Origin of the sequence: Kosakonia sp. AG348, assembly GCF_003337365.1 — a bacterium.
Classification (GTDB): Bacteria; Pseudomonadota; Gammaproteobacteria; order Enterobacterales; family Enterobacteriaceae; genus Kosakonia.
The window spans coordinates 607,811-622,553 of record NZ_QPJR01000003.1; the positions used below are offsets into that span (position 1 = coordinate 607,811).

General features: G+C 53.5%; 13 protein-coding genes. 6 read left to right on the top strand and 7 right to left on the bottom strand.

Annotation, left to right across the window (positions count from 1 at the left end; genetic code table 11):
• The first annotated feature begins 71 nt into the window (after positions 1-71).
• Together clcA and erpA are read left to right on the top strand one after the other, a co-directional pair.
• Entirely contained in the window at positions 72-1,478 is a 1,407-nt protein-coding gene (gene clcA, locus DFO56_RS10005; RefSeq protein ID WP_045512003.1) for a H(+)/Cl(-) exchange transporter ClcA, read from the top strand.
• A gap of 81 nt (positions 1,479-1,559) precedes the next feature.
• The gene (erpA, locus tag DFO56_RS10010) at positions 1,560-1,904 is read left to right on the top strand and encodes an iron-sulfur cluster insertion protein ErpA (RefSeq protein WP_017457984.1); all 345 of its coding nucleotides are present in this window, start codon (positions 1,560-1,562) and stop codon (positions 1,902-1,904) included.
• Positions 1,905-1,951: 47 nt separating this feature from the next.
• On the opposite strand, the gene DFO56_RS10015 is transcribed toward erpA, so the two are convergent.
• Genes DFO56_RS10015 through mtnN form a run of 3 tightly spaced genes read right to left on the bottom strand, consistent with a single transcriptional unit; the run spans position 1,952 to position 4,081 of the window.
• Entirely contained in the window at positions 1,952-2,575 is a 624-nt protein-coding gene (locus DFO56_RS10015) for a TRIC cation channel family protein (RefSeq protein WP_020456597.1), read from the bottom strand.
• 14 nt (positions 2,576-2,589) lie between these two features.
• On the bottom strand, positions 2,590-3,390 hold the full coding sequence (btuF, locus tag DFO56_RS10020; protein ID WP_045512006.1) for a vitamin B12 ABC transporter substrate-binding protein BtuF: 801 nt from the start codon (positions 3,388-3,390) through the stop codon (positions 2,590-2,592).
• Positions 3,383-4,081: a 5'-methylthioadenosine/S-adenosylhomocysteine nucleosidase gene (gene mtnN / locus DFO56_RS10025; RefSeq protein WP_045512009.1), complete on the bottom strand. Its 699-nt coding sequence runs from the start codon at positions 4,079-4,081 to the stop codon at positions 3,383-3,385. Before mtnN ends, btuF begins: the two co-directional genes overlap by 8 nt.
• Before the next feature lie 106 nt (positions 4,082-4,187).
• Between mtnN and dgt the strand changes: the two genes are divergently transcribed.
• The 3 genes from dgt (at position 4,188) to cdaR (ending at position 8,590) form a co-directional block, all read left to right on the top strand.
• Positions 4,188-5,702 (top strand): dGTPase, encoded by a 1,515-nt coding sequence (gene dgt / locus DFO56_RS10030; RefSeq protein ID WP_045512012.1) that lies wholly within the window; start codon positions 4,188-4,190, stop codon positions 5,700-5,702.
• A 133-nt stretch (positions 5,703-5,835) separates the two neighbouring features.
• On the top strand, positions 5,836-7,272 hold the full coding sequence (degP, locus tag DFO56_RS10040) for a serine endoprotease DegP (RefSeq protein WP_044489568.1): 1,437 nt from the start codon (positions 5,836-5,838) through the stop codon (positions 7,270-7,272).
• 160 nt (positions 7,273-7,432) lie between these two features.
• A complete protein-coding gene (gene cdaR / locus DFO56_RS10045; RefSeq protein WP_020456602.1) occupies positions 7,433-8,590 on the top strand; it encodes a DNA-binding transcriptional regulator CdaR in 1,158 nt (385 codons plus the stop codon).
• Between the two features lie 52 nt (positions 8,591-8,642).
• On the opposite strand, the gene DFO56_RS10050 is transcribed toward cdaR, so the two are convergent.
• From DFO56_RS10050 to map, 4 genes are all read right to left on the bottom strand, one after another.
• Positions 8,643-9,032 carry a DUF3461 family protein gene (locus DFO56_RS10050; protein ID WP_017457991.1) on the bottom strand — a complete coding sequence of 130 codons (390 nt, stop codon included), beginning with the start codon at positions 9,030-9,032 and terminating at the stop codon, positions 8,643-8,645.
• A 121-nt stretch (positions 9,033-9,153) separates the two neighbouring features.
• Entirely contained in the window at positions 9,154-9,978 is an 825-nt protein-coding gene (gene dapD, locus DFO56_RS10055) for a 2,3,4,5-tetrahydropyridine-2,6-dicarboxylate N-succinyltransferase (protein WP_017457992.1), read from the bottom strand.
• A gap of 32 nt (positions 9,979-10,010) precedes the next feature.
• Positions 10,011-12,686 carry a bifunctional uridylyltransferase/uridylyl-removing protein GlnD gene (gene glnD, locus DFO56_RS10060; RefSeq protein WP_017457993.1) on the bottom strand — a complete coding sequence of 892 codons (2,676 nt, stop codon included), beginning with the start codon at positions 12,684-12,686 and terminating at the stop codon, positions 10,011-10,013.
• Between the two features lie 156 nt (positions 12,687-12,842).
• The gene (gene map, locus DFO56_RS10065) at positions 12,843-13,634 is read right to left on the bottom strand and encodes a type I methionyl aminopeptidase (protein ID WP_020456604.1); all 792 of its coding nucleotides are present in this window, start codon (positions 13,632-13,634) and stop codon (positions 12,843-12,845) included.
• A gap of 309 nt (positions 13,635-13,943) precedes the next feature.
• On the opposite strand from map, the gene rpsB reads away from it, so the two are divergent.
• Positions 13,944-14,669: a 30S ribosomal protein S2 gene (gene rpsB / locus DFO56_RS10070; protein WP_020456605.1), complete on the top strand. Its 726-nt coding sequence runs from the start codon at positions 13,944-13,946 to the stop codon at positions 14,667-14,669.
• Positions 14,670-14,743 lie beyond the last annotated feature (74 nt).

Genomic DNA, 14,743 nt, shown 5'->3' on the forward strand with positions numbered 1-14,743 from the left:
AGGGATTTTACCCGCGACGCGCCGAGGCTTGCCGGGTAAAATGCCTCTTTTGTATTACTTATCGAAAATCAATGTCAGCGCAAATCCCTTCATTTGAACAGCAGCAGGTTGAGCAACGGCGACGCCGCAACATCATGCGCCAGATGCTGCAACGCGATAAAACGCCACTGGCGATTTTGCTGGTTGCCGCAGTCGCGGGCGCAGTCACAGGATTAGTGGGCGTCTTTTTTGAAAAAGCCGTGAATGCGGTGCTGAACGCACGTATTGGCGCGCTGGCGCAGATGGCGGACAGCGCACTGGTGTGGCCGCTGGCATTTATTGGCTCGGCAGTGCTGGCGATGATTGGCTATTTTCTGGTGCGGCGATTCGCGCCCGAAGCCGGCGGCTCGGGGATCCCGGAAATTGAAGGTGCGCTGGAGGAACTGCGTCCGGTGCGCTGGTGGCGAGTCTTACCGGTTAAGTTTTTTGGCGGGATGGGAACACTTGGCGCGGGCATGGTGCTGGGGCGGGAAGGGCCGACCGTGCAGATCGGCGGCAATATCGGGCGCATGATGAGCGATCTGTTTCGCCTGCGCAGCGGTGAAGCACGTCATACGTTGCTGGCGACGGGTGCGGCAGCCGGGCTTTCTGCCGCGTTTAATGCGCCGCTGGCGGGTATTCTTTTCATCATTGAAGAGATGCGTTCGCAGTTTCATTACAACCTGATCTCAATTAAAGCCGTGTTCACCGGCGTGATTATGTCGAGCATTGTCTTTCGCGTGTTTAACGGCGAGGCGGCGGTAATTGACGTCGGCAAACTCAGCAATGCGCCGGTTAATACACTGTGGCTCTATCTGGTGTTGGGGATGATTTTTGGCGGCATCGGACCGCTATTTAACACGCTGGTGTTGCGCACCCAGGATCTGTTTCAGCGTATCCACGGCGGGCATACCGGGAAGTGGGTGCTGATTGGCGGTATCATCGGCGGTTGTTGCGGCGTGCTTGGGTTGATTGCACCTGCGCTTTCCGGCGGGGGTTTTGCGCTTATCCCGATTGCGACCGCCGGAAACTATACCGTTGGCGCACTGCTGTTTATTTTCCTGATTCGTGTGGCAACCACGTTACTCTGTTTTAGCTCTGGCGCGCCGGGCGGCATATTTGCGCCGATGCTGGCGCTTGGCACGGTATTAGGCATGGCGTTTGGCAGCGCGAGTGTCGCGATTTTTCCGCATTATCAGCTCGATGCGGGGACATTCGCCATTGCCGGAATGGGCGCATTACTGGCCGCGTCGCTGCGTGCGCCGCTGACCGGCATCGTGCTAGTTCTGGAAATGACTGACAATTATCAGCTTATTTTGCCAATGATCATTACCTGTCTTGGTGCGACACTGTTAGCACAGTTTTTGGGCGGAAAACCGCTCTATTCCGCGATCCTGGCACGTACGCTTGCCAGGCAGGATGCGGCTCGCGAACGCGAGTTGCCGCGGGAGAATACTTGAACGATTTAGTAGCGTATTGGATAATAGCTGAAAAGGTCGGGTTACTATTTGACCAGATCGCAGTATCAACGGGAGCAAGACATGAGTGATGACGTAGCGTTGCCGCTGCAGTTTACCGACGCAGCAGCCAACAAAGTAAAAAACCTGATTGCGGACGAAGATAACCCAAATCTGAAGCTGCGTGTCTACATCACCGGTGGTGGTTGCAGCGGCTTCCAGTATGGTTTTACCTTTGACGATCAAATCAACGATGGTGATATGACCATTGAGAAGCAGGGCGTTGGCCTGGTGGTTGACCCGATGAGCCTGCAATATCTGGTTGGCGGTTCAGTCGATTACACCGAAGGTCTGGAAGGTTCCCGCTTTGTGGTGACTAACCCGAATGCGACCAGCACTTGTGGTTGCGGCTCTTCATTCAGTATTTAATGAATCCTTCATATATAAAAAGCCGTGTCAGTGACACGGCTTTTTTGTTATCTGCCTGATTCATCCAGCGCAAACGTGGGCAACTTCAGGTGCCAGCGAATCGCCGCCAGCCTGATAACCAGCGTGACCACCATGCCCAGCATACTTGCTGTTTCCAGCGGTACGGCAAAGAAGTGATACGCCGTTGCATGCACAATGCCACCCGCAATACAGGCGGTGGCGTAGATTTCGGTACGCAGGATCATCGGCACTTCGCGCGCCAGCACGTCACGAATGATACCGCCACCAACACCGGTTACCACGCCCATACAAATCGCCACCAGCGGGCCGGTTTCAGCGAGAAAGGCTTTATTTACGCCAATACCGACAAACACCGCCAGCCCGACCGCATCCAGTACCGGTAATATCCATTTCGGCAAGCGGCGCGGCTGGCGTACCAGCACAATAGTCAACATGCAGGTCACCATCGCCACCACTAAATCCGTTGGATCTTTAACCCAGAATACCGGGCCGTGCGCCAGCGCCATATCGCGGATCGTCCCGCCACCAACGGCGGTCACGACGCCGAGTACCAGCACACCAAACGGATCCATTCGCAGTTTTCCCGCCAGCAGAACGCCTGATATAGCAAATACGGCGGTGCCGATAATATCCAGCCAGTAAACCAGCATGGTGAATTCCCCGGTTATTTCACCTGCGCAAGGGCAGTGCAGAGTTGTTGAGCGGCGAGGATAATACGCGGGCTTGCCCGTTCAAACCAGTCACCGTGCAGAGAAATAATCGGTACATTGAGCTGATTTCGCCAGAACTGTTCGATTCGCGGGATCTCTTTTTCATCGCCTGCCACCACGATCGCCTGCGGCTGGCGCGCCAGCACCTGTTCACGGCTCACTTGTGGCCAGGGAACGCGGCTGGCGGCAAAGATGTTTTCCCCGCCGCACAGCTCCAGCACCTGGTTTTGAATCGAGCCTTTTCCGCTGGTAAACAGCGGCTGCGCGCCAAATTGCAGGAACACACGTTTCTTCGGCAGGCTGGCGTAGCGGGTTTTCAATTCGTTGTACTGGGAAAGCAGCTTCTGCGCCGCCTGTTCCGCCTGCTGCGGATGCGGGCTATATGCTTTGAGATTACGCAGCGTCTCGATGACCTGCTCAATGGTGATCGCATCCACCCACATCACGGTGATACCGAATTGCTTGAGCTGATTCACCTGACGTTCGGTGTTGCCGCCACGCCATGCCAGCACCAGATCCGGTTTCAGCGCGACAATACGTTCCAGATTCATCCCTTGCCAGCTTGCCACCTGCTCAATCTGTGTGGCTTGTGGCGGGTAATCGGAATAGCTACTTACGCCGACAGGCGTAATGCCCGCAGCGAAAAGCAGTTCGGTATTGGCTGGCGAAAGTGAGATAACACGCGGCGCGGCGAAAAGCCACGCCGGAAGCAGAATAAGCAGGGCGGCAAGCGCCCTGAAAAGAGAGTTAACCACGCGCCAGTTTCTGTACCAGGGTTTCAACCATCAGACTGGATTGCTTCGCAGCCACAACCAGGAATTCGTCGAAGCTCAGGTGGGATTCCTGATCCGCCACGTCGGAAATAGCGCGAACCACCACAAACGGTACGCTGTAGTTATGGCAAACGTGCGCGATGGCGGTCGCTTCCATCTCAACGGCGATCGCCTGCGGGAAGTTATGGCGGATTTTCGCCAGGCCTTCGGCACCGTTAATAAAGGCATCGCCGCTCACAATAAGGCCGCGTACGGCATGCAGGTTCAGCTCACCAATGCAGGCTTCTGCTGCGGCAATCAGGTTGTCATCCGCTTTGAAACCCGCCGGGCAACCGGGTAATTGACCAATATCATAGCCAAAAGCGGTCACGTCAGCATCGTGATAACGCGCTTCGTCGGAAACCACGATATCGCCCACTTTCAGCGTTGCTGCAAGGCCGCCGGCGGAACCGGTGTTGATAATCACATCCGGCTGGCAGCGCTCCAGCAGCAGCGTCGCGCCCATGGCGGCAGCCACTTTACCAATGCCGGATTTCAGTAGCGCAACCTCTGTACCATTCAGCGTACCGGTGTAGATTTCGCTCCCGCCGACGTTCAGCGTCTGACGGTTCTCGATTTTGTCACGCAGCAGCGTAACTTCTTCTTCCATTGCACCAATAATGCCAATTTTCATGGAGATACTCGCTAATGTGATAAGACAGGATTACGTTTTCAGGGCATAGTCTATCATGGCATACACAATTGCATGATATCCCGTGACGCTAAGCACAGGAGAGGAAATGGCAGAGATCGACTTTCGCAACAAGATAAACTGGCGCCGCCGCTACCGTTCGCCGCAGGGTGTAAAAACCGAACGTGAAATACTGCGCATCTTTGAAAGCGATCGTGGGCGCATTATCAACTCTGCCGCCATCCGACGTTTACAGCAAAAAACACAGGTTTTCCCGCTGGAGCGTAACGCGGCGGTGCGCACGCGTTTGACGCATTCGCTGGAAGTTCAGCAAGTGGGGCGTTATATCGCCAAAGAGATTTTGAGCCGCCTGAAAGAGCAGCGCCTGCTGGAAACCTACGGTCTGGATGAACTGACCGGGCCGTTTGAAAGCATCGTTGAGATGGCGTGCCTGATGCATGATATCGGCAACCCGCCTTTTGGCCATTTCGGCGAGGCGGCAATCAATGACTGGTTTCGTCAGCGCCTGGCGCCGGATGATGCGGTGAGCCAACCGCTGTCGGACGATCGCTGCGAAGTGGTGGCGCTTAAATTGCGTGAAGGCGAAGACACGCTGAACGCATTACGCCGGAAAGTGCGCCATGATTTAAGCCATTTTGAAGGTAACGCGCAGGGGATCCGCCTGGTGCATACATTAATGCGTATGAACCTGACCTGGGCGCAGGTCGGCTGTATTTTAAAATATACGCGCCCGGCGTGGTGGATTGGCGAGCCGCCAGCCTCACACAGTTATTTAATGAAAAAACCGGGCTACTATTTTTCTGAAGAAGCCTATGTAGAACGGCTGCGTAAAGAATTAAACCTTGATACTTACAGTCGCTTTCCGCTGACGTGGATAATGGAAGCGGCGGATGATATTTCCTATTGCGTGGCAGATTTAGAAGATGCGGTAGAAAAACGGATATTTAGCGCGGAACAACTTTATCAGCATCTTTATGACGCCTGGGGGGAGCATGAAAAAGGATCGTTGTTTGCGCAGGTGGTCGAAAACGCGTGGGATAAATCACGCGCTAATTCGATGAGCCGCAGCGCGGAAGATCAATTTTTCATGTATCTGCGCGTCAATACGCTGAATAAACTGGTGCCGTACGCGGCACAGCGTTTTATTGATAACTTGCCGCAGATTTTCAACGGTGAATTCAATCACGCGTTACTGGAAGATGAAAGCAGCTTTAGTCAGCTACTTGAATTATATAAAAATGTCGCCATAAAACAGGTGTTCAGCCATCCCGACGTTGAGCAGCTCGAATTACAGGGCTATCGCGTTATCAGTGGTTTGCTGGATATTTACCGTCCGCTGTTACAATTATCGACGGCGGATTTTGCCGAGCTGGTGGAAAAAGAGCGTTTGCGTCGTTTCCCGATTGAATCGCGCCTGTTTCAAAAACTTTCGACGCGCCACCGGCTAGCCTACGTTGAGGCGGTGAGCAAATTATCGCCCGACGCGGCAGAGTACCCGGTGCTGGAGTATTATCACCGTTGTCGATTAATTCAGGATTATATTAGCGGGATGACGGATCTATATTCATGGGATGAATATCGTCGTTTGATGGCGGTGGAATAATGCCGTTGAATTGTAAAGAACGACAATAAATTTTTACTTTTTCCAGACACTTAATGCCGGAACTTCACGCTATAAATCGACTCTGAGTGACACATACACAGCAGTTTGCGTTAATCGGTAAAGAGTGAGAGACATGAAAAAAACCACGTTAGCAATGAGTGCACTGGCTTTGAGTTTAAGTTTAGCGCTGTCTCCTCTGTCGGCTATGGCAGCGGAAACAGCATCGTCTACAGCTGCGACATCACAACAAATGCCTAGCCTCGCGCCGATGCTGGAAAAAGTGATGCCGTCGGTGGTGAGTATCAATGTTGAAGGCAGCACCACGGTAAACACGCCGCGTATGCCGCGTAACTTCCAGCAGTTCTTTGGTGATAATTCACCGTTCTGCCAGGAAGGCTCTCCGTTCCAGAGCTCACCGTTCTGTCAGGGCGGCGGCGCACCGGGCGGGCAGGGTGATAGCCAGCAGCAGAAATTTATGGCGCTGGGTTCCGGCGTGATCATTGATGCGGCGAAAGGCTATGTGGTGACTAACAACCATGTGGTCGATAACGCTAACACCATCAAAGTGCAATTAAGTGACGGGCGTAAATTTGACGCCAAAGTGGTGGGTAAAGACCCGCGTTCCGACATTGCGCTGATTCAGATTCAGGATCCGAAAAACCTGACCGCGATTAAACTGGCGGACTCCGATGCCCTTCGCGTGGGGGATTACACCGTGGCGATTGGTAACCCGTTTGGTCTCGGTGAAACGGTCACTTCCGGGATTGTCTCCGCACTGGGTCGCAGCGGCCTGAATGCGGAAAACTATGAAAACTTTATCCAGACGGATGCCGCGATCAACCGCGGTAACTCCGGTGGCGCGCTGGTGAACCTGAACGGCGAACTGATCGGTATTAACACCGCGATCCTCGCACCGGATGGTGGCAACATCGGTATCGGTTTTGCGATCCCAAGTAACATGGTGAAAAACCTCACCGGGCAGATGGTCGAGTTCGGTCAGGTTCGCCGTGGTGAGCTGGGCATTATGGGTACCGAACTCAATTCCGAGCTGGCGAAAGCGATGAAAGTCGATGCGCAGCGCGGGGCGTTTGTCAGCCAGGTAATGCCGAATTCCGCCGCCGCGAAAGCCGGTGTGAAAGCAGGGGATGTGATTACATCTCTGAACGGTAAACCGATTAGCAGCTTTGCTGCGCTGCGTGCGGAAGTCGGTTCTATGCCGATTGGCAGCAAAGTCGCACTTGGCCTGCTGCGTGATGGCAAACCGGTGAATATTACGCTCGAGTTGCAGCAGAGCAGCCAGAACCAGGTTGATTCCAGCACCATCTTCAGCGGTATTGAAGGCGCGGAAATGAGCAACAAAGGCAAAGACGGCGGCGTGGTGGTTAATTCGGTGAAAGCCAATACCCCGGCTGCGCAGATTGGCCTGAAAAAAGGCGATGTGATTGTCGGCGCGAACCAGCAGCCGGTGAAAAATATCGCTGAGCTGCGCAAAATCCTCGACAGTAAACCTTCGGTGCTGGCGTTGAACATTCAACGCGGTGACACCTCTATCTATCTGCTGATGCAGTAATCCGCTGTAAACCCTCTTCCCGGACCACGGGAAGAGGGCCTTTCCTCTGTTTTGTGAAGCCTTCCACAACTCCATACTTCTGAATGCCGCTTTGTGCATTTGCACAGTGCGTACGGGAATTTTCTTCCCTATGCTTGGGCTCTGCACACGGGAGGGTTACATGGCTGGCTGGCATCTTGATACCAAAATGGCACAGGATATCGTGGCGCGCACGATGCGCATCATTGATACGAACATTAACGTGATGGATGCACGGGGTCGCATCATTGGTAGTGGTGACCGCGAACGTATTGGTGAATTGCACGAAGGCGCGTTACTGGTGCTCTCGCAAGGCCGTGTGGTGGATATCGACGATGCGGTTGCCCGCCATCTGCATGGTGTGCGTCAGGGTATCAACCTGCCGTTACGTCTTGAAGGGGAAATCGTGGGTGTTATTGGCCTGACGGGTGAACCGGAAACGTTGCGCAAATACGGCGAATTAGTCTGCATGACCGCCGAGATGATGCTGGAACAATCCCGTCTGATGCATCTGTTGGCGCAGGATAGCCGTTTGCGCGAAGAGCTGGTCATGAACCTGATCCAGGCGGAAGAGCACACGCCTGCATTGACCGAATGGGCGCAGCGTTTAGGCATTGATTTAAACCAGCCGCGCGTGGTGGCTGTGGTGGAAGTGGATAGCGGCCAGTTGGGCGTGGATAGCGCCATGGCCGAGTTGCAGCAACTGCAAAATGCCCTCACCACTCCTGAGCGCAACAACCTGATTGCTATTGTTTCGCTGACCGAAATGGTGGTGCTGAAACCAGCGCTTAACCAGTTTGGTCGCTGGGATGCCGAAGATCACCGCAAGCGGGTGGAACAGCTGATCACGCGCATGAAAGAGAACGGCCAGTTGCGTTTTCGTGTCGCGCTGGGTAATTACTTCACCGGCCCTGGCAGCATTGCCCGTTCTTACCGTACGGCGCGCACCACCATGATGGTGGGTAAACAGCGTATGCCGGAAAGCCGTAGCTATTTTTACCAGGATTTGATGTTACCGGTGTTGCTCGACAGCTTACGCGGTGGTTGGCAGGCCAACGAGCTGGCACGCCCGTTGTCGCGGCTAAAAGCGATGGATAATAACGGCTTGTTGCGCCGAACGCTGGCGGCGTGGTTTCGCCACAATGTGCAGCCGCTGGCAACATCTAAGGCGCTGTTTATCCATCGCAATACGCTGGAGTATCGTTTGAACCGCATCTCGGAACTGACCGGGCTGGATTTAGGAAACTTCGACGACAGGCTGCTACTGTATGTGGCGCTGCAGTTAGACGAACAACATTAAAGTGATGTTGTGCCGGGTCGTTAGCCCGGCACAATGCGATAGACCCCGCGATTTACTTCCCGCGTGTCAGCTTTTCAAGATCGGATTCGATTTCGTTGATCTTGTTAGTCACAACGCTTTCCAGGTGGCGCAGATCGTCCAGGATCTTACGTTTCAGATCCACTTCCGTGCGATCGCGCTGGCAGATTTGATCCAATTCATCAATTACATAGCGCAGGTTAGGACTGATTTCCTGCACTTCTTTGTACCCCTGGCCGACACCATCGGCGACAACGGTTTTACGCTGGCGCGGGTATTTGAATTTGACGCTCTTGGCAAAAAACTCGCCTTTATCCTTATGAAAATAGATTTTCAGAATATCGTTATTGGCTTCCTGGCGGAGACTATAGCGATCGATTTCATCGGGATTGGTGATGCCTAAACTTTTCAGATTATCGTACATAGCGGTACCCTTAAGCTCAACATAACCTATGAATAATTAACGAAAAAATCTATTTTTGCCACCTGTGAATGCAAAAAAGGCGGGATATATCACCCTCTTCCGGACAGGAAGAGGGACAGACTTAATCGATAGTGCGCAGCAGTTCGTTAATACCTACTTTACCGCGCGTTTTCGCATCCACTTTTTTCACGATTACTGCGCAATACAGGCTGTATTTGCCATCTTTAGACGGCAGGTTGCCGGAAACAACCACTGAGCCCGCCGGTACGCGGCCATAATGCACTTCGCCGGTTTCACGATCGTAAATACGCGTACTCTGACCGATGTACACACCCATCGAGATGACAGAACCTTCTTCTACGATAACACCTTCGACTACTTCAGAACGTGCGCCAATAAAGCAGTTATCTTCAATGATAGTCGGGTTTGCCTGCAGCGGTTCGAGAACGCCGCCAATACCGACGCCGCCGGAGAGGTGAACGTTTTTACCGATCTGCGCACAAGAGCCGACGGTCGCCCAGGTGTCAACCATGGTGCCTTCATCAACATAGGCGCCGATATTGACATAAGACGGCATCAGCACGGTATTGCGGGCGATAAACGCGCCCTGGCGCACCGCTGCTGGCGGCACTACGCGGAAGCCTTCTTTCTGGAAACGCGCTTCGTCGTAGTCGGCGAATTTCATCGGGACTTTGTCGAAGTAGCGGCTTTCCGCACCGTCGATAACCTGGTTATCGTTAATGCGGAAAGAGAGCAGAACCGCTTTTTTCAGCCACTGGTGGGTGACCCACTGACCATCGATTTTCTCTGCGACGCGAAGCGCGCCGGAATCGAGCAGGGCAATAACCTGATTCACCGCTTCACGGGTAACGGTATCGGCATTTGCCGGTGTGATCTCTGCGCGACGCTCGAAAGCGGCTTCAATAACGTTCTGTAACTGCTGCATTGTTTACTCTTTCCATCTGTGTAAAAAAATAATCACCCTTTATCGTTTGGATTGAGGGCCTCTGTCAACCGTTGTTGTACCTCCTTTTGCAGCGCATTATTAAGGCCACGCCGGTCGGCAGTCGCGATTATAAATAAATCTTCTACTCGCTCACCAATGGTTGTAATTCTCGCCCCGTGCAGCGAAATTCCCAGATCCGCAAACACCTGCCCGACGCGGGCAAGTAGCCCTGGCTGGTCAAGGGCAATCAATTCAAGAAACGATTTTCTGTCGGTATGTGTCGGCAGGAAATTCACTTCGGTATCGACGGTAAAGTGGCGCAGTTTGGCAGGCTGACGGCGCGGTTGCGGCGGTTGCCAGGTGTGCTGCGTAATGGCCTGTTCCAGCCCAAAACAAATCGCGTCGTGGCGATCGGCGGAGAGCGGGCTGCCGTCCGGTTCCAGCACAATAAAGGTGTCCATTGCCATACCGTCGCGGGTGGTAAAAATCTGCGCATCGTGAACGCTCAGGTTGCGACGATCAAGCTCGGCGCACACCGCTGCAAACAGATACGGGCGATCCGGGCTCCAGATAAATATCTCGGTGCCGCCGCGCGTGGCCTGTGGGCTGAGCAAAATCATCGGTTTGCTCAGATCATGTTGCAGCAGATGCCGCGCATGCCAGGCAAGCTGGTTTGGGCTATGGCGAACAAAATAGTTCGCCCGACAGCGCGCCCAAATCTGATGCAATTGCTCTTCATCAATATTGTCCATACGCAGCAGCGCCAGCGCCTGAAGCTGGTGATGGCGCACGCGTTCGCGCATATCCGGCGTATTTTGCATACCACGACGCAGCTGTTTTTCAGTGGCGAAATAGAGTTCGCGCAGCAGGCTCTGCTTCCAGCTGTTCCACAGGGTTTCGTTGGTGGCACAGATATCCGCCACGGTCAGACAGACAAGGAAGCGCAGACGGTTCTCCGTTTGCACTTCTTCGGCAAACTGCTTGATGACTTCCGGATCCTGAATATCACGGCGCTGGGCGGTGACCGACATCAATAGATGATGACGCACCAGCCAGGCGACAAGCTGGGTTTCGCGTGAGTTAAGTCCATGTAATTCAGCGAACTTCAGCACATCCTGTGCACCCAGCACCGAGTGGTCGCCGCCACGGCCTTTGGCGATATCATGAAACAACGCCGCAATCAGGATCAGCTCCGGGTGGGTTAAACGCGGCCACAGTTCCACGCATAGAGGGTGCTTATTTCGCGTCTCTTCTTTGGCAAAACTTTCCAGTTTCAGCAATACGCGAATGGTGTGCTCATCCACGGTATAAGCGTGGAACAGGTCAAACTGCATCTGACCGACGATGTGCGACCACTGCGGCATATAGGCCCACAACACGCTGTGGCGGTGCATTGGTAGCAGACCACGGCTGACGGCGCCTGGATGGCGCAACATGCTGAGGAAAATTGAGCGCGCTTCGGCGATATAGCACAGCGGCTGTGTCAGATGGCGGCGGGCGTGACGCAAGTGGCGCAGCGTGGTGGAGTAGATGCCGGTAATGTTGCTGTTGCGCACCATAATATAGAACATGCGCAGGATGGCCTGCGGCTCACGGATAAACAGCGTTTCGTCACGCAGATCGATAAGCGAACCGCGCAGTTGAAATTCATCGTCAATCGGGCGCGGTTTCTCGTCGGTGGTCAGCGCCAGAATCGCTTCATCGAAAAGCTGTAACAGCATCTGGTTTAGTTCCGCGACGCGGCGGGTGACGCGGAAGAAATCCTTCATCATATGTTCGACAGGCTGGTTGCCTTCACCAACATAATTCAGACGCTGCGCTACGCTCAGTTGGCGGTCGAACAGCAGGCGATTGTCGTAGCGACTCACTTCCAGATGCAGCGCGAAACGGATACGCCAAAGCAAGTGCAGACATTCGTTCAGCTCATTGCGCTCGGCTTCGGTCAGAAAGCCAAAGCCCACCATTTCATCCAGCGACGTGGCGCCAAAGTGACGGCGGGCAACCCATTGCAGGGTGTGAATATCGCGCAGACCGCCAGGGCTGCTTTTTATGTCGGGTTCCAGGTTGTAACTGGTGCCGTGGTAACGCTGGTGGCGCTCGTTTTGTTCCGCCACTTTTGCCGGGAAAAAAGTTTCCGACGGCCAGAAGCTGTCGCTAAAAATATGCTTTTGCAGTTCCAGAAACAGCGCGACGTCGCCAATCAGCAGACGTGATTCAATTAAGTTGGTCGCGACAGTGAGATCCGATAACCCTTCCTGTAAGCACTCATCCAGCGTACGAACGCTGTGTCCCACTTCGAGTTTGACATCCCACAACAGCGTGAGCAGTTCGCCAATCTTCTGCGCTTGTTCGTCGGAAAGTTTGCTGCGGCTGAGGATCAGTAAATCAATATCCGATAACGGATGCAGCTCACCGCGACCGTAACCGCCGACCGCTACCAGCGCAGTATCGCTGACGTCGCCAAAACCGTATTCCAGCCATAAGCGTTGCAGAAGTTGATCAATAAATTCGGTGCGCGCCTCGATTAATTGCTCGGCTGAAATACCGGCGTCAAAGACGTGCCCGAGCCACTGCTGGAAAGCCTCGATATGCGCTTTGATGTTGGCGCACTGGAATTCGTCTTGTGACCAAACGCCTGGATATTCAGGCTGGCCGGGAAGGGTGGGTTGTACCGCGCTGACAAATTGTTCTGAAGTGATGTTGCTCATTATGGGCCACCCGTCTGGAGTGCATATGCATAGCAAAACAACTTAAAAGAGATAATGAAAAATGAAAAGTCGTTTATATGTATGACGCTGCAGGGGAGAGTGGTAAAAAAAACGGCCCGCAGAGCGGACCGTTTATCGTATTTAGCAATGTCAGAATCAGGCGGCGGTTAGCACGGCATCGATGGTGTCATCTTTGCGCAGCGTCAGGATCTCGCAGCCGGTTTCAGTAACGACAATTGTGTGCTCATACTGCGCAGACAGACTGCGGTCTTTGGTTTTCACCGTCCAGCCGTCTTTCATGGTGCGAATACGGTAATCGCCCGCGTTTACCATCGGCTCGACGGTAAATGTCATGCCCGCTTGCAGCACCACACCGCCATCGTCAGCATCATAGTGCAGCACCTGCGGCTCTTCATGGAAGCCGCGGCCAATACCGTGACCACAATATTCGCGCACGACAGAGAAGCCCTGGGCTTCAACATATTTCTGAATTGCTGCGCCAAGGGTGCGCAGGCGGATACCCGGTTTGACCATGCGCAGCGCCAGATAGAGACTCTCCTGCGTGATATGGCACAGACGCTCCCCCAGGATGGTCGGCTTACCGACGATAAACATTTTGGAGGTGTCGCCGTGGTACTCGTCTTTAATCACGGTCACATCGATGTTGACGATATCGCCATCTTTCAGCAGTTTTTCGTCATCCGGAATACCGTGGCACACCACTTCGTTAATAGAGATGCAAACCGATTTCGGGAAACCGTGATAACCCAGGCAGGCGGAAATGGCATGCTGCTCGTTGACAATGTAGTCGTTGCAGATGCGATCGAGTTCACCCGTGCTGACGCCCGGTTTAATGTACGGTTCAATCATTTCCAGCACTTCGGCGGCGAGTCGGCCCGCGACGCGCATTTTTTCGATTTCTTCAGGTGTCTTAATAGAGATAGCCATGGAATGTGTCCATCAGTGTCGATTTTTTCGACTATACCAGGATTAGTGCTGTCAATGGTAACAGTCGGGCAAGTGTTGTGCCAAATCGAGAATCATTAACAGCACTCTGCGTCAACAACTATTGGTTTCCGGCGGTGTTTTATGGTATAAAGCGCGCCGGACTTCCGTTCCTGTTTTGGGATGGGAGCCACAAATCTCACTTTGTGTAATAACACACACGTATCGGCACATATTCCGGGGTGCCCTTCGGGGTCGGTAATATGGGATACGTGGAGGCATAACCCCAACTTTTATATAGAGGTTTTAAACATGGCAACTGTTTCCATGCGCGACATGCTCAAGGCTGGTGTTCACTTTGGTCACCAGACCCGTTACTGGAACCCGAAAATGAAGCCGTTCATCTTCGGTGCGCGTAACAAAGTTCACATCATCAACCTTGAGAAAACTGTACCGATGTTCAACGAAGCGCTGGCTGAGCTGAACAAAATTGCTGCTCGTAAAGGCAAAATCCTGATCGTTGGTACTAAACGCGCTGCAAGCGAAGCGGTGAAAGAAGCTGCACAGAGCTGCGACCAGTTCTTCGTGAACCATCGCTGGCTGGGCGGTATGCTGACTAACTGGAAAACCGTTCGTCAGTCCATCAAACGTCTGAAAGACCTGGAAACTCAGTCTCAAGACGGTACCTTCGACAAGCTGACCAAGAAAGAAGCGCTGATGCGCACTCGTGAGCTGGACAAGCTGGAAAACAGCCTGGGCGGTATCAAAGACATGGGCGGTCTGCCGGACGCACTGTTTGTTATCGACGCTGACCACGAGCACATCGCAATCAAAGAAGCAAACAACCTGGGTATCCCGGTATTTGCTATCGTTGATACCAACTCCGATCCGGACGGCGTTGACTTCGTTATCCCGGGTAACGATGACGCAATCCGTGCTGTTAGCCTGTACCTGAATGCCGTTGCTGCTACCGTTCGTGAAGGCCGTTCTTCGGATCTGGCTACTCAGGCGGAAGAAAGCTTCGTAGAAGCTGAGTAATAAGGCACGCTCGTTGAGCCCCTTATTGAGCAGGTAGTACCGAGTTTGGTTAGGGGGCCTGTTAATGGCCCCCT